General features: G+C 46.0%; 12 protein-coding genes. 4 read left to right on the top strand and 8 right to left on the bottom strand.

Annotated features, from left to right (window positions below):
- Positions 1 to 130: 130 nt before the first annotated feature.
- Both LY387_RS09405 and LY387_RS09400 read left to right on the top strand, forming a co-directional pair.
- On the top strand, positions 131 to 2479 hold the full coding sequence (locus LY387_RS09405) for a helicase-related protein (protein WP_234493880.1): 2349 nt from the start codon (positions 131 to 133) through the stop codon (positions 2477 to 2479).
- 203 nt (positions 2480 to 2682) lie between these two features.
- Entirely contained in the window at positions 2683 to 3069 is a 387-nt protein-coding gene (locus LY387_RS09400) for a hypothetical protein (RefSeq protein WP_042475461.1), read from the top strand.
- A 146-nt stretch (positions 3070 to 3215) separates the two neighbouring features.
- Here LY387_RS09400 and LY387_RS09395 read toward each other — a convergent pair whose 3' ends face one another.
- From LY387_RS09395 to LY387_RS09370, 6 genes are all read right to left on the bottom strand, one after another.
- Positions 3216 to 4322 (bottom strand): phosphoribosylaminoimidazolesuccinocarboxamide synthase, encoded by a 1107-nt coding sequence (locus LY387_RS09395; RefSeq protein ID WP_234493879.1) that lies wholly within the window; start codon positions 4320 to 4322, stop codon positions 3216 to 3218.
- A 259-nt stretch (positions 4323 to 4581) separates the two neighbouring features.
- Positions 4582 to 4983: a hypothetical protein gene (locus tag LY387_RS09390; protein ID WP_234493878.1), complete on the bottom strand. Its 402-nt coding sequence runs from the start codon at positions 4981 to 4983 to the stop codon at positions 4582 to 4584.
- 302 nt (positions 4984 to 5285) lie between these two features.
- Complete coding sequence (locus tag LY387_RS09385; protein WP_234493877.1) at positions 5286 to 5474, bottom strand: hypothetical protein; 189 nt, start codon at positions 5472 to 5474, stop codon at positions 5286 to 5288.
- A gap of 139 nt (positions 5475 to 5613) precedes the next feature.
- The gene (locus LY387_RS09380) at positions 5614 to 6639 is read right to left on the bottom strand and encodes a J domain-containing protein (protein WP_234493876.1); all 1026 of its coding nucleotides are present in this window, start codon (positions 6637 to 6639) and stop codon (positions 5614 to 5616) included.
- A gap of 35 nt (positions 6640 to 6674) precedes the next feature.
- Complete coding sequence (locus LY387_RS09375) at positions 6675 to 7358, bottom strand: DUF2786 domain-containing protein (RefSeq protein WP_234493875.1); 684 nt, start codon at positions 7356 to 7358, stop codon at positions 6675 to 6677.
- A gap of 142 nt (positions 7359 to 7500) precedes the next feature.
- Positions 7501 to 8181: a DUF3334 family protein gene (locus tag LY387_RS09370; protein WP_042475468.1), complete on the bottom strand. Its 681-nt coding sequence runs from the start codon at positions 8179 to 8181 to the stop codon at positions 7501 to 7503.
- A gap of 306 nt (positions 8182 to 8487) precedes the next feature.
- On the opposite strand from LY387_RS09370, the gene LY387_RS09365 reads away from it, so the two are divergent.
- Positions 8488 to 11529 (top strand): FAD-binding and (Fe-S)-binding domain-containing protein, encoded by a 3042-nt coding sequence (locus LY387_RS09365; RefSeq protein ID WP_234493874.1) that lies wholly within the window; start codon positions 8488 to 8490, stop codon positions 11527 to 11529.
- Positions 11530 to 11582: 53 nt separating this feature from the next.
- Entirely contained in the window at positions 11583 to 12047 is a 465-nt protein-coding gene (locus tag LY387_RS09360; protein ID WP_234493873.1) for a methyltransferase family protein, read from the top strand.
- 46 nt (positions 12048 to 12093) lie between these two features.
- Here the strand turns inward: LY387_RS09360 and LY387_RS09355 are convergent, their stop codons facing one another.
- Both LY387_RS09355 and LY387_RS09350 read right to left on the bottom strand, forming a co-directional pair.
- Positions 12094 to 12819: a DUF3581 domain-containing protein gene (locus LY387_RS09355; protein ID WP_234493872.1), complete on the bottom strand. Its 726-nt coding sequence runs from the start codon at positions 12817 to 12819 to the stop codon at positions 12094 to 12096.
- A 224-nt stretch (positions 12820 to 13043) separates the two neighbouring features.
- Entirely contained in the window at positions 13044 to 14249 is a 1206-nt protein-coding gene (locus tag LY387_RS09350; protein ID WP_234493871.1) for an MFS transporter, read from the bottom strand.
- Positions 14250 to 14410: the final 161 nt, after the last annotated feature.

Raw genomic sequence — 14410 nt, 5'->3', positions numbered from 1 at the left:
AGCGAAGTGCAAATGTTAACTAATTGTAGAAAATATCACATAAAAATCCTATCGCTGACTGAGGTTGTACTGCACCTTGCGACAGCAACAGGTATACTCTCGACATCCGACCGAGATTTCAGAAAGTACAATGACCTTACCTATTGATTCTATTGAACAAGATGTGAAGCAAACGCTGGCACATTCCCACCTTATTGTTGAAGCAGATACAGGATCGGGCAAGTCTACAAGACTTCCGCTTTGGGCAATGGAGCAGGGTAAAGTCCTCGTCGTTGAGCCGCGTCGAATCGCTTGCACCTCTCTTGCCGAATTTTTAGCTGGATCTCTAGGAGAGAAAGTCGGAGAAAAAATAGGGTACGCCATCAAGCTAGAAAACCGTTTTACCGCGGAATCTCAGGTAGTATTCGTAACGCCTGGGGTGGCACTACGTTGGTACGCGGAGAACGAGTTAGCTGAATATTCGGTTGTTATCGTGGATGAGTTTCATGAGCGTCGCTGGGATACCGATTTATTGGTGGCATTACTCAAACAGAAGCAGTCACACCGAACCATTATTACCTCTGCGACAATCGAGGGTGAGAAGTTAGCGCGTTACTTCAATGCCGAGCGGCTGGTGGCAAGTGGTCGTGTTTATGACGTGGATATTCAACATCGACGCGATGACAGTCGACAGCTACCTGATAGTCGTCATCTAGAAACGCGAATTAAGCAAGAAGTGATAGAGCAACTTGGTGAAACATCGGGTGATATCTTGGTGTTTCTACCTGGCAGAAAAGAGATACAACAAGTTAGAACTGCATTGGCTCCTCTTTGTGACACTGACGACATTCTTGTTGCGCCGCTGCATGCCTCAGTGACGGATCATGAGCGGAGCTTAGCCATGACCATACAAGACAAGCGCAAAGTGGTACTGGCTACTAATGTTGCTGAGACGTCGCTGACCATTCCCAATATCGGGCTAGTGATTGATTCAGGGTTAGAGCGCCGTAATGTCCAGCGAAATGGTCAAACGACGCTCATGCTCACTCACATTTCAAAAGCGAGCGCGTCGCAGCGATCGGGCCGCGCAGGGCGCGTGATGAATGGTATTTGTGTACGTTTGTATGGAGAGCATGCAGCATTAGAGTCGGTAACACCACCGGAGTTGCAACGCGAGTCTATCGTGGAGCCAATGCTGGCTTCCGCGGTTTGTGGGCACGAGTTAGAGACCCTCAGTTTTATCGACACTATACCGGATAAGTCATTAGCCTCGGCAAAAATGCAGCTCAAAGAGTTAGGGGCGATTGATGATAATGGCATTACCGAGCATGGGCGAAATCTTGCTCCACTGCCAGTTGATGCTATCTATGCCGATCTTGTCACGAAGATGCCAACCAAGGCGCTGAAAGAGGTCATGATTGATTTGACCGCAGCAATCTGTACTACGGGCAAGCTTTATCAACTGACATCTAACGAAGAAGCACTTGAACGCTTGGATATCGAAGAGCCGTTTGGATGCGATGCGCAAATCATGGTTGGTTTACTGCGTGGCGAGAGCTTCTCTGGCGTCAGCGCAGATCAAGATGCTCTGCGCGAAGCGCAAGGTTTGTCCGAGCAAATGCGTTCGGTATTTGAGCTGCCAAGTCTAGAAGTCGCATCGCGATACGATCGAAACGAGTGGGTTAAGCAGATGATCAATGCCAATCCAACGTTGTTGTTTGTGCGTCGAGAGAGAAGACGCGAGGCGCTTGGTAATGGGTTGATTGAGGTCTTGTTGGGTCGCTCTTGTCGACTCAAGAGTAATGCAGAATCTGCGTTGGTGTTATCAACGCACTCCCTACCAGGGCGCGGTGTGAAACAGACGATGACCTTGGGAACCTTGCTAGTTCCGGTTGAACTCTCCTTGCTGCGTGAGCTTTCGATAGGTGAGTGGGTTGCTGGAGAGGCCGTTGAGACGGAAGCCGGCCTCGTTACCACTGAAACCTTAGTTTATGCAGGAAGAACAATTGCCAAACGAGAAAGTGAACCGCAGGGAGAAGCCGCACTTGCAGTTATTGCTAATGCGATAATGAGTGGTCAGCTATTGCCGGGGTTAGCACAAGAATTATCAACAAAAATGGCGCATTGGAAACTGTATCTTGAACTAGGATTGGGGCAAGGGCAGAGCTATGAGACTGGAGAACTGTCTCTATGGTTACAAAGTAGGCTTGCCGAACTTGGTGTTGAAAGCTTCGACGATCTTGAACTTATCGATGCGAATGACTTTGAGTTTGAAGGCATTCCTGAATGGGAGTATGCCGACTTCGCTGCTAAGTATCCACTTGTTATTCAATTGAGTGGTTTGACACTGACGGTTGAGTACTTCGGTAAAGGTAAACTAGTCGAAGTCAGTCATCATTCGGGATCAAGAAAAGATGACCCTAAACGCAAAGAGCTGCCTGCTTGGTCGGGATGGCGAGTGAAGTACCGAAAAGCTAGCAGAGTGCTAGACTTGAGGTAGTGTCCGTTAGCGAGGTGTCAAGGCAGGTTACACAACAATTTGCCTATTGCTGAGCGAATGTTCAGAAGATGTTGCGTATTGGGTTTTTATATCACTTTTCACATCGTAAAAGGGCTATAAAAGACCGTTTTTATATATCCTATTGCTATATAAGCAAGCTTGAATGATAGTAATCAAGTAGCATTCTGCAATCGGGAGTGAAGATGTGTGATGATAAAAAATCGCCAGTGGAGTTTGATTACACCAGTTTTCTCGGCGAATCGTGCAGTAAAAAATGGACTTTCCTAGAGGCGTTAGCTTCTGTGGCTCCAGTGTTTGGTGAGGCTTGGAAAGAGACCACCAAACAAGACAGTGACCCAGACAGCCGCTTGTGGGAGATGGCGCTTCAGTCTTTATCAACCAGTCGTAGTGATGAATCCAACCTAGTGTCGTTAATTCGACTTGCTCGAGATGAGCATATTGATTGCCTACAAGTGATAATGCCTTATTCACTCGATGCCGATCAAATCGAAACGATACAAGCCAAAGGGAATGCGAGTATTACTGCGGTGCCCGATGAAGACGTACTGATCGCAGTGATCCATGCTTAGCATTAGCTTAGTCGATGCTAAATTGAGACTTAGTTAGCCATGCAGATACCCCAATATTCGTATAGTTAACAATGTTCGAACCAATGAAAAGGGGGAGCGCCATGCTCCCCCTTTTTGGTACTGAATGTCTTCAAAGCTGGCCAGAATTAGTCTGCAATCAAGTCGTATTCGGCACGCAAGATATCGATGATCTCTTGTTTTGGATTTTCGCTTAGCTTGATCTCACGACCCGTAATCTTTTCTGCGATACCAGTATAAGTGCGTGATACGTCCATTAGTGCTTCTAGCGGCAATGCATTATCTTTCGCAAGTGCCTCGCGCTCTGGCATGCGCTCTTTATTTAGAAGGATATCAGGATCTGGGAAGTGGTTTAGCAGGAACTGACGGAAGCCTTCCTTTGAGTTTTCAACGATGCTTCCTGTTTCGTAGGCTTTCGTATCCCAGATACGTGATGAGTCAGGTGTGCCCACTTCATCCATATAGATTAGCTTTTCTTTGCCCTTTGAATCCGTTACGTAGCCGAATTCAAACTTGGTATCAACAAACGTTTGGTCAATCACTTCAAGTGCATTACTGATAACGCCAAAGCCTTCTTTAAGCAACTTCTCATAGCCATCAATGTCAGCTGCATTGCTAAAGTTGAATGCTTCGAAGTTGTCGACAATGTTCTGGCGAGTGATGTTGACATCATCTGCTTCAGGAACACCAGGAATACCGCGCAAGATACCTTTTGTGGACGGTGTAATAAGAATATCTTCCAGCTTCGAGTCTTTCTCTAGACCCTCTGGTAGCGTAATACCGCAAAACTCTCGCTCGCCTTTCTCATAGGCACGCCACATTGAGCCAGTGATGTATTGACGACAAATAGCTTCAATCATGACTGGTTTAGCTTTTTGAACGATCCAAACAAATGGGTGAGGGATGTCCAGGATATGGCTATCCGCTAAACCGTTATCTTTGAAAAGTTGGAACCAGTGATTTGAAATCGCATTAAGTGCTGCGCCTTTACCAGGAACACCTCGAAGATCACCTTCGCCGTGCCAAATACAATCAAATGCTGAAATTCGGTCACTGATAACCATAATCGCAAGTGGTGCGTCTTCTGCTACGTCGTAGCCTTTCTCTTTGATAAGGCGGCGGCTATCTTCTTCAGTCAGCCAATATACAGAACGCACTTTACCGCTATGAACCGGTTTGTTAGTGCGAATTGGGAGATCGTCGTTTACGGCAAGAACTTGATCAGCAAGACTCATGGAGACATTCCTATCTAATGTAAGGTCGCGACAACAGCGACAACAAGTGGAAGAGTGGTAACACTCATTATTGCCACGCATCATACCAGAACTGGTTGATCCTGCCAGAGAAAAAGCAAACGTTTGCGCAATTTGTTTATGTTATAGAGTCAATTGTTTAAAAAGACGGCTTTAGGTTCGTGTAAAGGGTGGTTGTGTGAGCGGGAATGTAGGTACGACTCTAGGCAGGTTCGCTGCCTCGAGTCTGAAAAGAGGCCTATTAATGTAGATAACGTTCGCCAGATAAAAAAACGACTTCACACTGCTGGCTTAAAGCGAGTGCGTTCAGCGTTGCTTGCTCTTGGGTACTAAACTGACCGTTGGCGATAATGGCGCATGCGTTTCCAGAGCGGATTGCTTTTTCGACAACTTGATATTGCGTCAAGCTAGCAGAAGGTTTCATTTGAACCATATGCTTACCCAACTTATGAAAATGAAGTGCTTGTCCTGCAGAAGGGCGAGGGCATTCAGCTGTCATCAAAATCCACTGTGGTCTAGACGTTAGCCTCGATAACTTTTCAAGAACTTCATCCTGAATTCCTTGTGGTGCAATACTGCTACCGAATGCGTTGTAAGTACGTGAAACATTGTATTGAGAGCGAATTTGATTGTTGAGTAACATAACCCTGTTCCTTTATACATGCTGTATGGTTATACAGTAGTTTTTTGCAGGGGAAAGATCAAGCATTTTTTGTTCATTAAAAACTCAGTTAAACTTAAGTGTCTGAATTTTAATGAATTTAAATTTTAGGTTATCGTGAGTTTTTAGGGTGAGATGATGTAACAACAGTAGTTTGGAGTAAAAGTACTGTATAACCACTGTATAGTACGTCTGTTGGTAAGCAATGAGTTGAGCGGGGTGTAGGGAGTTTGAGGGACTAGAGACTAAAACGCCTCTGTTAACAGAGGCGCATTGCATTTCATTTACGGTTGAGCGGTCATTTTGTTGCGAAGCTCGATTTCTGCGAGATTAAACTGCCTGACATCCATAACGGCAAAACTTAAACATTGCTCGCAAGAGTGATGGCACTTGCCGTCAATATACTCATGTTTAGTGACATAACTTGGTGTGTGGCACCAGTCACAGATACCTTCTTTAGTGAATACGTACATTATTACTCCCCACCCTTATCTGTCTGGGTGTTATTTTCGCGGAGTATTATGACACAAAACCAATAGGAATGTTAAATATATGTTTCAAAAAAGTGGTATTGTGCAGATTTGGTTATAAAACCGCCAGTTTAAATAGCGATTATCGACTCTTTAGATGGTTGGTAAGCGTGTTCAGCGCAAGGTTAAGCTGCTTCATCTCTTCTTCACTACCTTGGGCATCTGGGTGATAAATGCGGCTCAACTGCTTGTAGCGCGCCTTGATCTGCTTTGCTGTAGGTTGTTCATTCATGTTGAGCCCGAAGCGAAGGTAGGCATCTCTTACCGCTGAATGTGGGCTTTGGGAACTCGAGTTTTGGGAATCAGTCGAGCGACTGCGCAGTTGTTCGGTTGCCGATTTAAGTTGTTTTTGCAATGTTTTGATGATCTGTTGTTGTTTAGCGAGGTTTTGTTTTAGCTGTCCGAGGTTCAATTCATGATCATTGGACGCACGCATTGTTTGTCTCTGTAGATAGACTCCAGTAGCAATGATTGCTCCGATCAAGACAAGGTAGCTCGCGTGGATTAACCAACGCCAATCTGAAGAGGTCGCCTCCGGCGAGGGTATGTGAGTAACCGCTTGAGGTGCGTTTGCTTGCTCTTGCTGTTTCAGTGCCTCTATCTGGCGCAACTGCTGAGCATTGAACTGTGCTTGAAGTGCGGCGTCATAAGCTTCTTGATAGCTAGGCGAAGCATCTTTCGCAAGGGAGTACCACAAAACCGCTTGGTCTTCGTTAGGAATGTCTACCGCTGCTTGTTGATAGAGTTTTGCGACTTTTCCGAGTGCAGAGACGTCACCTTGAACCGCGAGCTTAGTATAGAGTAGCGCGGCTTTTGATGGATTGGCTTGAACACCTCGACCAAACTCTAGCGCTTGAGCGTAGTTAAACGTGGCGGCGGGATGTTCATTCTCACTGGCTTGTTGATACCAGTGTGCCGCTTTTGTAAGGTCACGTTTAACACCTTCACCCGTCTCGTAGGCGAGACCTAGCTGGTATTGGGCATCGGCATTGTTAAGTAAAGCTTGTTTTTCTAGCGCCTCGGTAGACGCCTGGGCGGAGGAGGGAAGGCAGAATAATACGAGTAAAAGCAGCATGCTACGTGGGTGAGTCGCCAAGCTTTTAAACATCTATTCTGCGCTCCGTTTGCAAGTTAGATAGGTTTCTATTTAAGTAGTTTTGGAGCCTGTGCACCGTCAATAGGGCGGTTGACTGCCACCTTTCGACCTTTTTTGAGACCGACTTCATAGTCTGCAGTGATGTTCTTCATGGCTTCTTTTAGTTGCTGTTTGAAGGTTTCACGGTCAATGTTTTTAAACTCTTTATCTATGTAGTTGTTGATCTTGTTTGCTGACTCGTCATCAGGTGTGATGACTGGCAGCTTTTCAAGCGCACCTTCAATCCAACCAGAAACAAAAGAGTTCACACGGCGCGTCACTTCGGTCGTAGACGTGCCAGAGCCCGCAAAACTATTTCTAAACTGACCTGTCTGCTCGTTCATCTCGCGGTAAATGATGTCAAATGCAAAAGCAGCAAAGATAGCGCGATCCGCTTCACCAATGAACTCGACGCGTTTTAGCCCTTTATGATTGAGCAGGACAGCTTCAACACCAAACTTGGTGTTGATACCACGAATAACACGCAGCAAGGTTGAGCTGATGTTGGTCGGAAGCAGGTGAGTGGATTGCGTCTTACCCATCTTGATGAACTCGATATCATCTTTATCGAGACCATATTTCAACATAAGCCTATGCGCCATCTTGATGGCGTTTGCGGCTTCATTGACGTTCGCTGAGTTGCCTAGCTCTAGACATTTAGCGATCTTTTTGAGGGCTTTTTGTTTATCCATCGACAACCTGAAGTTTCTCAACCGTGGAAGAAAAAGGGGGGATATTTTAGCGACTTTTATGCAAAAGTGGAAGGGTGTCACAATAGGTGTGTATGGCTATGAAACTTCACACAGCCATACAGAAATTCAAAGAAGGTGCGTTTTACAGCCCGAGTTGATCGAGGAGATCTTGGTTGTCGTCGACTGCTTCCGCTTTGGGTTTGGCTTTCTCAGATTGAGCCGTTCGCGCTTTCTCAATAATAGCGTCTGGACACTCGTCTGGCTGAACTTCAAACTCTTCCATTTGAATAAATTCCGTCTTATCCATCGCAAACTCAAGATAGAAGATATTGTTGTTTTCTGTCGAGAAGGTAACGCGTCTTGCTTGAGGGCGTTCCAAGTTGGTGTCGACAGAGAGCACGACTTGCTTGTTGATAGACAGCATCTTTGGCTGGTTTTGAGTAATGTTGGTTTGCAGCTCTTTACGCACTTTATTCGTAAAGTCGCCAACCAATTGGTTCATCAATTCACCAAGTACATCGCCTACTTCGTCAGAGTTGTGGTGAATGGCTAGCTCTTCTTCAGGCATGCCCATGTTACGCATGTAGTTGGTATAAAGCTCAAGGGCGGCTTTGGACGTAAAGTTAATCACCACCAATCCCGAAAATCCGCCATCGAATAAAACAAAGCAACCGTAGTCCGGCTTAAGTGTCGTTTTTGTTATCTTCTGAACCATGGCCGAATAGGTGACGCTGGATTCTGTTGCAGAAGTCAGGACGGTGGAAACCGATTGGCAAAGTTTTAATAGAATATCTTCTGTAGTGATTACTTTTGTTTTCTTCATTGCGGACCGCTTGATCTTATGGTGTCTTCCTTAGTCTTAGGAGTGTGTCACGAAGCTCTGGTGTTGAAAAGGCATAAAACATAGGTAATGACTGTGAGTTTCCGATTTGATCACATTTTTAATTGTTGTAAAGTGACGGGATAAGTAAAATCGATGTGCTTTCAGCGACGTATATAATCAAGTGAATTCAAGATGCGGGATTTTCAGCACTTGGGTATGCAATTCTAAGACGTCTGCGACGCAGGGCAATTCTCACAATTTACTCCTTTGCCGAGTGGATCGGCAGACTTAAGGGGCAGGAAGCTAATGTTACCAAGATTACACTCACAATCTGATATACACCCCACTGTGCTGGTCTTTTTACAGCAACTTGAAGCCAATGGCTTTACCGGTGATATCGAAACTCAATATTCAAGCCGATTAGCGGTCGCGACTGATAACAGTGTCTACCAAAAGCTGCCACAAGCCGTTGTCCATCCGAAAACAACGCACGATGTTCAGTTGATTGGTCAGCTTGCGAACCAAGATAAGTTTAGCAACGTCACATTTTCCCCTCGTGGAGGTGGTACAGGTACTAACGGCCAATCGCTGACATCTGGTGTGGTCGTTGACTTGTCACGCCATATGAACAAAGTGCTTGAAATCAACGAAGATGAAGGTTGGGTGAGAGTGCAAACTGGTATCGTTAAAGATGCCCTAAACGATGCCGTGCGCCCGTTTGGTTATTTCTTTTCGCCAGATCTATCAACCAGTAATCGCGCAACGTTAGGTGGCATGGTCAATACCGATGCATCCGGACAAGGCTCGCTTAAATACGGTAAAACCTCAGATCACGTTTTGTCCCTTCAAGCGGTTTTTGCCGATGGCTCACTGCTTGAAAGTAGTGAATCTGTTGATGTGTTGAATGAAGGCACGTTTGCCAAGCAGGCGGTTGAAATTGCAAAACAGGTCTGTACTTCGCAACAAGCACTTATTAACGAAAAGTTTCCACCATTAAACCGCTTTCTAACCGGCTACGATCTAAAAAATGCCTACCAAGCGGACGACGATTCGTTCGACTTCACGCGCATTCTGTGTGGCGCTGAGGGCTCTTTAGCATTCATTACTGAGGCTAAACTCAACCTTACTCCAATTCCAAAAGCTCGAACGCTTATCAATGTGAAATACAACAGCTTCGACTCTGCGCTGCGTAATGCCCCGTTTATGGTCGAGGCGAACGCGCTATCTGTGGAAACGGTTGACTCGCGCGTGTTAAATTTTGCGAAGCAAGACATCGTTTGGCATACCGTTAGTGACCTGATCAGTGATGTCCCAGGCAAAGAGATGCTTGGTCTTAACATGGTGGAATACGCTGGACAAGATGAAGAAGAAGTCGCGCAAGCGGTTAAAGCTTTGACTGACAGTCTTGATGAAAAGCTTAAAACAGAACAAGACGGAATCATCGGCTATCAGGTGACCAATGATGTTGGCAGTATCGGTCGTATCTACAACATGCGCAAGAAAGCGGTAGGCTTGCTAGGCGCAGTGAAAGGTAGTGCGAAGCCAATTGCCTTTGCAGAAGATACCTGTGTTCCACCAGAAAACCTTGCTGATTTTATCGCTGAGTTCCGCACATTGCTTGATGGTCACAAACTCAATTACGGCATGTTTGGGCACGTGGATGCAGGTGTACTGCATGTGCGTCCGGCACTGGACATGTGCGACCCTGAACAAGAATCTTTGATGCACCAAATCTCAGACGAGGTGGTGGCATTAGTCGCTAAGTATGGCGGCTTAATGTGGGGCGAACACGGTAAAGGTTTTCGCTCTGAATATGGACCAGAGTTTTTCGGTGAAGAGTTGTTTGGTGAGCTTCGTCGTATCAAGTCCGCATGTGACCCTCTCAATAAGATGAACCCCGGTAAGATTTGTACACCGCTTGAGAGTGAAGATGAGCTCGTGAAGGTGTCGGATGTTAAGCGCGGCACTTATGACCGTCAAATCCCGGTTCAAATTCGTGACAGCTTTTCGCAGGCGATGGAATGCAATGGCAACGGTCTGTGCTTTAACTATGACACCGCGTCGCCTATGTGCCCGTCGATGAAAGTGACCGCTGATCGCCGACACTCACCGAAAGGACGTGCAGGCCTAGTTCGTGAATGGTTGAGACAGTTATCTGAGCAAGGCTTTGATGTTCTGGATTTAGAAAATGAGACCAAGCAAAACTCTAGTGCTAAAGGCCTGATAGAAAAGTGGCGTAATACCTTCAATAAGCGTCATGAGTATGACTTCTCACACGAGGTCTACGAAGCGATGAATGGCTGCCTAGCGTGTAAAGCGTGTGCGAGCCAATGTCCTATAAAAGTCGATGTACCAAGCTTTAGAGCGCGGTTCCTCAACTTGTATTACACGCGCTATCAGCGCCCGGCGAAAGACTATTTGGTTGCCAATATAGAGACTATGTTGCCGTATATGGCAAAGGTGCCAAAAGTGGTCAACTTTGCTCTCAAGCAAAATCTTGTACAAAGCTTAACAGCAAAAACGGTCGGTTATGTGGATGCGCCGTTATTATCGGTACCAACACTGAAATCTCGTATTAAGCAGCAGCCAATTTCTGAGTTTAACTTGGAACAGCTACAAGCCATTCCGCAAGGGCAACGTCAAGACTACGTGTGTATTGTACAAGATCCGTTTACCAGCTTTTATGATGCGCAGGTGGTGGAAGATTTCGCTAAATTGATTCTCAAGCTTGGCAAAAAGCCTGTGATGTTGCCGTTTAAGCCGAACGGTAAGGCAACACACATCAAAGGTTTCTTGGCGAAGTTTGCCAAATCAGCGAAGAGCACAGCAGAGTTCTTAGAGCAAGTTGCGGCTTTGGGCATGCCTCTTGTCGGCGTCGATCCTGCGTTGGTTCTTTGTTATCGCGACGAATATGACGAAATCCTCGGCTCAGAACGTGGCGATTTCGATGTACTAACCGTACACGAGTGGATGATTCCACTTCTCGCCGAATCAGAGCCAAAAGCCATAGCTGATGTAGAAGAATGGTATCTGTTTGCGCACTGTACAGAGAAAACCAAGATGCCAAACGCAGAGAAAGAGTGGGGCGCCATATTTAGTCACTTTGGCGGCCGTTTGACGACAGTACCCGTTGGCTGCTGTGGCATGGCGGGCACCTTTGGTCACGAGTCGGATAAGTTACAGATGTCAAAAGATATCTACGGCTTGAGCTGGGCACCGAAATTAGACCAACTGCCAAAAGAGCGCTGCTTGGTGACAGGTTATTCATGCCGAAGCCAGGTAAAACGATTTGAACAAACCGCTACCAAGCACCCGTTGCAAGCGGTACTGCAATTACTGAGTCAGTAACATCAAAGAGCGCCCACCGGGCGCTTTTTTTGATTTTGATAAAGGAGTTAATAGTGAAAGCGCTAGAGCTAAAGGTTCCACCTGTCTTGGTTTTTCTTATTTTAGCTGCTGCCATGTACCTACTTGCTAAGTTCGACAATGGTTGGCTCTATATGCATATCCCACTAAAAAGCATTTGGGTGTTGGGGTTATTCTCTCTCAGCGGTTATGTGGGTATTTCGGGAGTTCTAGAATTTAAACGATCCAAGACAACCGTCGATCCTACCAAGCCAGATAAAGCGAGTTGTATCGTCGATAGCGGGATCTTCTCTAAAACTCGCAATCCAATGTACGTGGCGCTGTTTGCGTTATTGCTTAGTTGGGGATTTTGGCTTGAGGATGGACTGGCAATCGCATTGGCTTGCCTGTTTGTGCCGTATATGAATCGTTTTCAGATACGCCCTGAGGAGCGAGCGCTAGAAGCTATGTTTGGAGAAGACTACCGTACCTATAAGGTTAAGGTGCGACGCTGGATTTAATTGATATTCAAAGTAAAAGCCCCGTCAGATGACAGGGCTTTTTAAATTATGCTGCGTTATTGAGTAGCTCTAGAAACTGAGTTTTACGCTCATTGAAGCGCGCGACAAGATCGTCTACCGCGTCATTGTCATAAGGCTTTAAACCACTCGCTACCATACGCTTAATGCCTTTACCAACAACCGCACCGTCTTCTTTGAATGCGAAGTTAAGAGTAACGACGCCACGTTTACCATCAACGTCAAATGTTGCGCCTGTAAACTCAACTTCAGGGTGGGATAGGTCGAGACGATCGAATTCTACTTCCATGCTCTCGTATATCACTAGAGGACGTTGGCAGTTGATCATCATTTGTTGCTCCTGCATAAGAGGAACCATGATGTGAGGGAAGTTCATGCCAGAAAACTGAACGTAGTTCGTTACGACATGCTCAATAAACTCTTGGTTTTGGCTTACTTCACCTGTGTGAGTCATTTGAAGGTATTCTTTGCCAGACGCATCGACAACCGCACTCTCATGCTCGCCTTTCTCAACAACATTAAGCGCAACACCGTCACCAACCATGCCAGAGAAGTCAAAACGCATTTTTTGGCTGATGCCTTCTTTTTGAAGCAGCACTGCGAAAAGCAGATCGCCAGGCACACAGAAGCGCTTGTTGTCTTCATCATGGATTGGGTTGAAGTCGCCCGCGACTTTTTTTGCAAAATGGCTTGCTTGTTGGCGAGTGAATTCAAACTGTTCGTTGTTACTTGATACGTATGGCGCTAAAAACATAATACTCTTAGATTTAACTCAATTGTTCGGGATTATATATTAGGAAATGAGTTGAATGGTCCATCCAGTAAGAAAAATGACATAACTGACGGAAATTTAATAGATTGATTGGAGAGAGGTATCATATACGGCTACAAATGCTGCTTTTTTCTTCGCGAATGCAAGACGATAAAGCAGCGGTCTTATATAGCCGCGGTGATGCTCCATCGTCTAGTCTCGTAATGTTAGGCAGAAGCAACGCTGGTTGTTTTTGGTCTAGACACCATAACCAAACCAGCAACACAAGTGAGTGCAATCAAGATACCAACAAGCGATAAGGTAAATACCGACGCATAGCCAAATTTGTCGATGGATAGTCCAGCCAACATAGCGCCTACACCGAAACCACCCGCCATACAAAGCATCAATAGGCCTTGAGTAAGCGCTGGTGAGTTCGGGCTTAAACGTCCAGCAATCGCTGGAATGATCATGTCATTCCAAGACATCGCCTGCATCAAAACAACCAGCAGAGCGATGGGTAATACCGCGCCAACATCGTGGCCTGATGTCACCCAGAATAGAGAACCTACAACAAGGTAGGCAGCCTGTGCTGCGTACCAGACCTTGAATGGACCACTTTTCTGCATCCAGCGACCAGCGGATTCAAGCATGAATATGCTGATAACGGCTGAGACAGCCATGCCTAGTGCCGAGTTACCAATTTCAACTTTATACACTTCTTTGATAAGAAGGGGACCGAGCTCCATGAGGTTGGATGACAGGAACATAGAGAAGAAAACCGCAAGCAGAAACAAAAACCACGGTAGGGCTTTCTTTGCTGATGTTGACTTTTGCTCCAGCTCGCTGCTCGCGTGCTCTGAACCTGAAGCAACCTCTACTTTAGGTGGAGGGGTAATTGTCACCATGGTTAATACAACTAGCACGAGACCCATAAGGATCAGCAGTTGGTTATCAGTGCTGACAGACAGATAGTCAGCTAGAGCGACCAATAGCCCCGTCACAACAATCCCGAAAAATTGGCATTGATAAAGATTGGCGAGTCCGCGTCCTTCCTCTTGCTGATTTTTGCTTGATGCAATGACGAAGGTTGGATTGAGTACCAGTAGAGCAACACTGCCAACACCGATTAGGGTGCCAACGATCCAGTAAATAGTGGTTGAGGTTTCAGCAAAATAGAGAATAAGCAGGGCGATATAGTGAGTAAAAAGAGCCATGCGCTGCATCATTCGGTGACAAGAATACTTGTCCGCGATACCGCCAATAAGAGGGGCGAGCAAACCTGCGCCTCCAATGAGCGCCATCACTTGCCCAAGCAGTGCGCCACTTGCGGTTCTTTCAATTATGATTGGGTTGATAAGGATGGCGATTCCAACCCATTGTACGATACCAAGTGAAGCTTGAGCGAAATGCCATAAACGAACACCGTTCATATCTGCGACCTTTTTACTAATAATTTACTCATGAATTTTCAAGTATCCGCCCAAAGATACAAGTAACATACTCCGCGTTACCCTCTCACAATCGAACATGTGTTACCTGCTTCGATTCGGAATTCGAACTTGAACAGCTTTTAAGCTATTAGTGGAGGCGC

Origin of the sequence: Vibrio maritimus (assembly GCF_021441885.1) — a bacterium.
Taxonomy (GTDB): domain Bacteria; phylum Pseudomonadota; class Gammaproteobacteria; order Enterobacterales; family Vibrionaceae; genus Vibrio; species Vibrio maritimus_B.
The sequence above is the reverse complement of the archived record's forward strand: the minus strand, read 5'-3'. Positions and strand labels throughout refer to the sequence as shown.

What these genes read in the sequence shown, in the direction of transcription:
- LY387_RS09400 (WP_042475461.1), top strand. Translation starts at nt 2,683, where the DNA reads ATGTGTGATGATAAAAAATCGCCAGTGGAGTTTGATTACACCAGTTTT.
- LY387_RS09405 (WP_234493880.1), top strand. Translation starts at nt 131, where the DNA reads ATGACCTTACCTATTGATTCTATTGAACAAGATGTGAAGCAAACGCTG.
- LY387_RS09350 (WP_234493871.1), bottom strand. Translation starts at nt 14,249, where the DNA reads ATGAACGGTGTTCGTTTATGGCATTTCGCTCAAGCTTCACTTGGTATC.
- LY387_RS09385 (WP_234493877.1), bottom strand. Translation starts at nt 5,474, where the DNA reads ATGTACGTATTCACTAAAGAAGGTATCTGTGACTGGTGCCACACACCA.
- LY387_RS09380 (WP_234493876.1), bottom strand. Translation starts at nt 6,639, where the DNA reads ATGTTTAAAAGCTTGGCGACTCACCCACGTAGCATGCTGCTTTTACTC.
- LY387_RS09375 (WP_234493875.1), bottom strand. Translation starts at nt 7,358, where the DNA reads ATGGATAAACAAAAAGCCCTCAAAAAGATCGCTAAATGTCTAGAGCTA.
- LY387_RS09355 (WP_234493872.1), bottom strand. Translation starts at nt 12,819, where the DNA reads ATGTTTTTAGCGCCATACGTATCAAGTAACAACGAACAGTTTGAATTC.
- LY387_RS09390 (WP_234493878.1), bottom strand. Translation starts at nt 4,983, where the DNA reads ATGTTACTCAACAATCAAATTCGCTCTCAATACAATGTTTCACGTACT.
- LY387_RS09370 (WP_042475468.1), bottom strand. Translation starts at nt 8,181, where the DNA reads ATGAAGAAAACAAAAGTAATCACTACAGAAGATATTCTATTAAAACTT.
- LY387_RS09365 (WP_234493874.1), top strand. Translation starts at nt 8,488, where the DNA reads ATGTTACCAAGATTACACTCACAATCTGATATACACCCCACTGTGCTG.
- LY387_RS09395 (WP_234493879.1), bottom strand. Translation starts at nt 4,322, where the DNA reads ATGAGTCTTGCTGATCAAGTTCTTGCCGTAAACGACGATCTCCCAATT.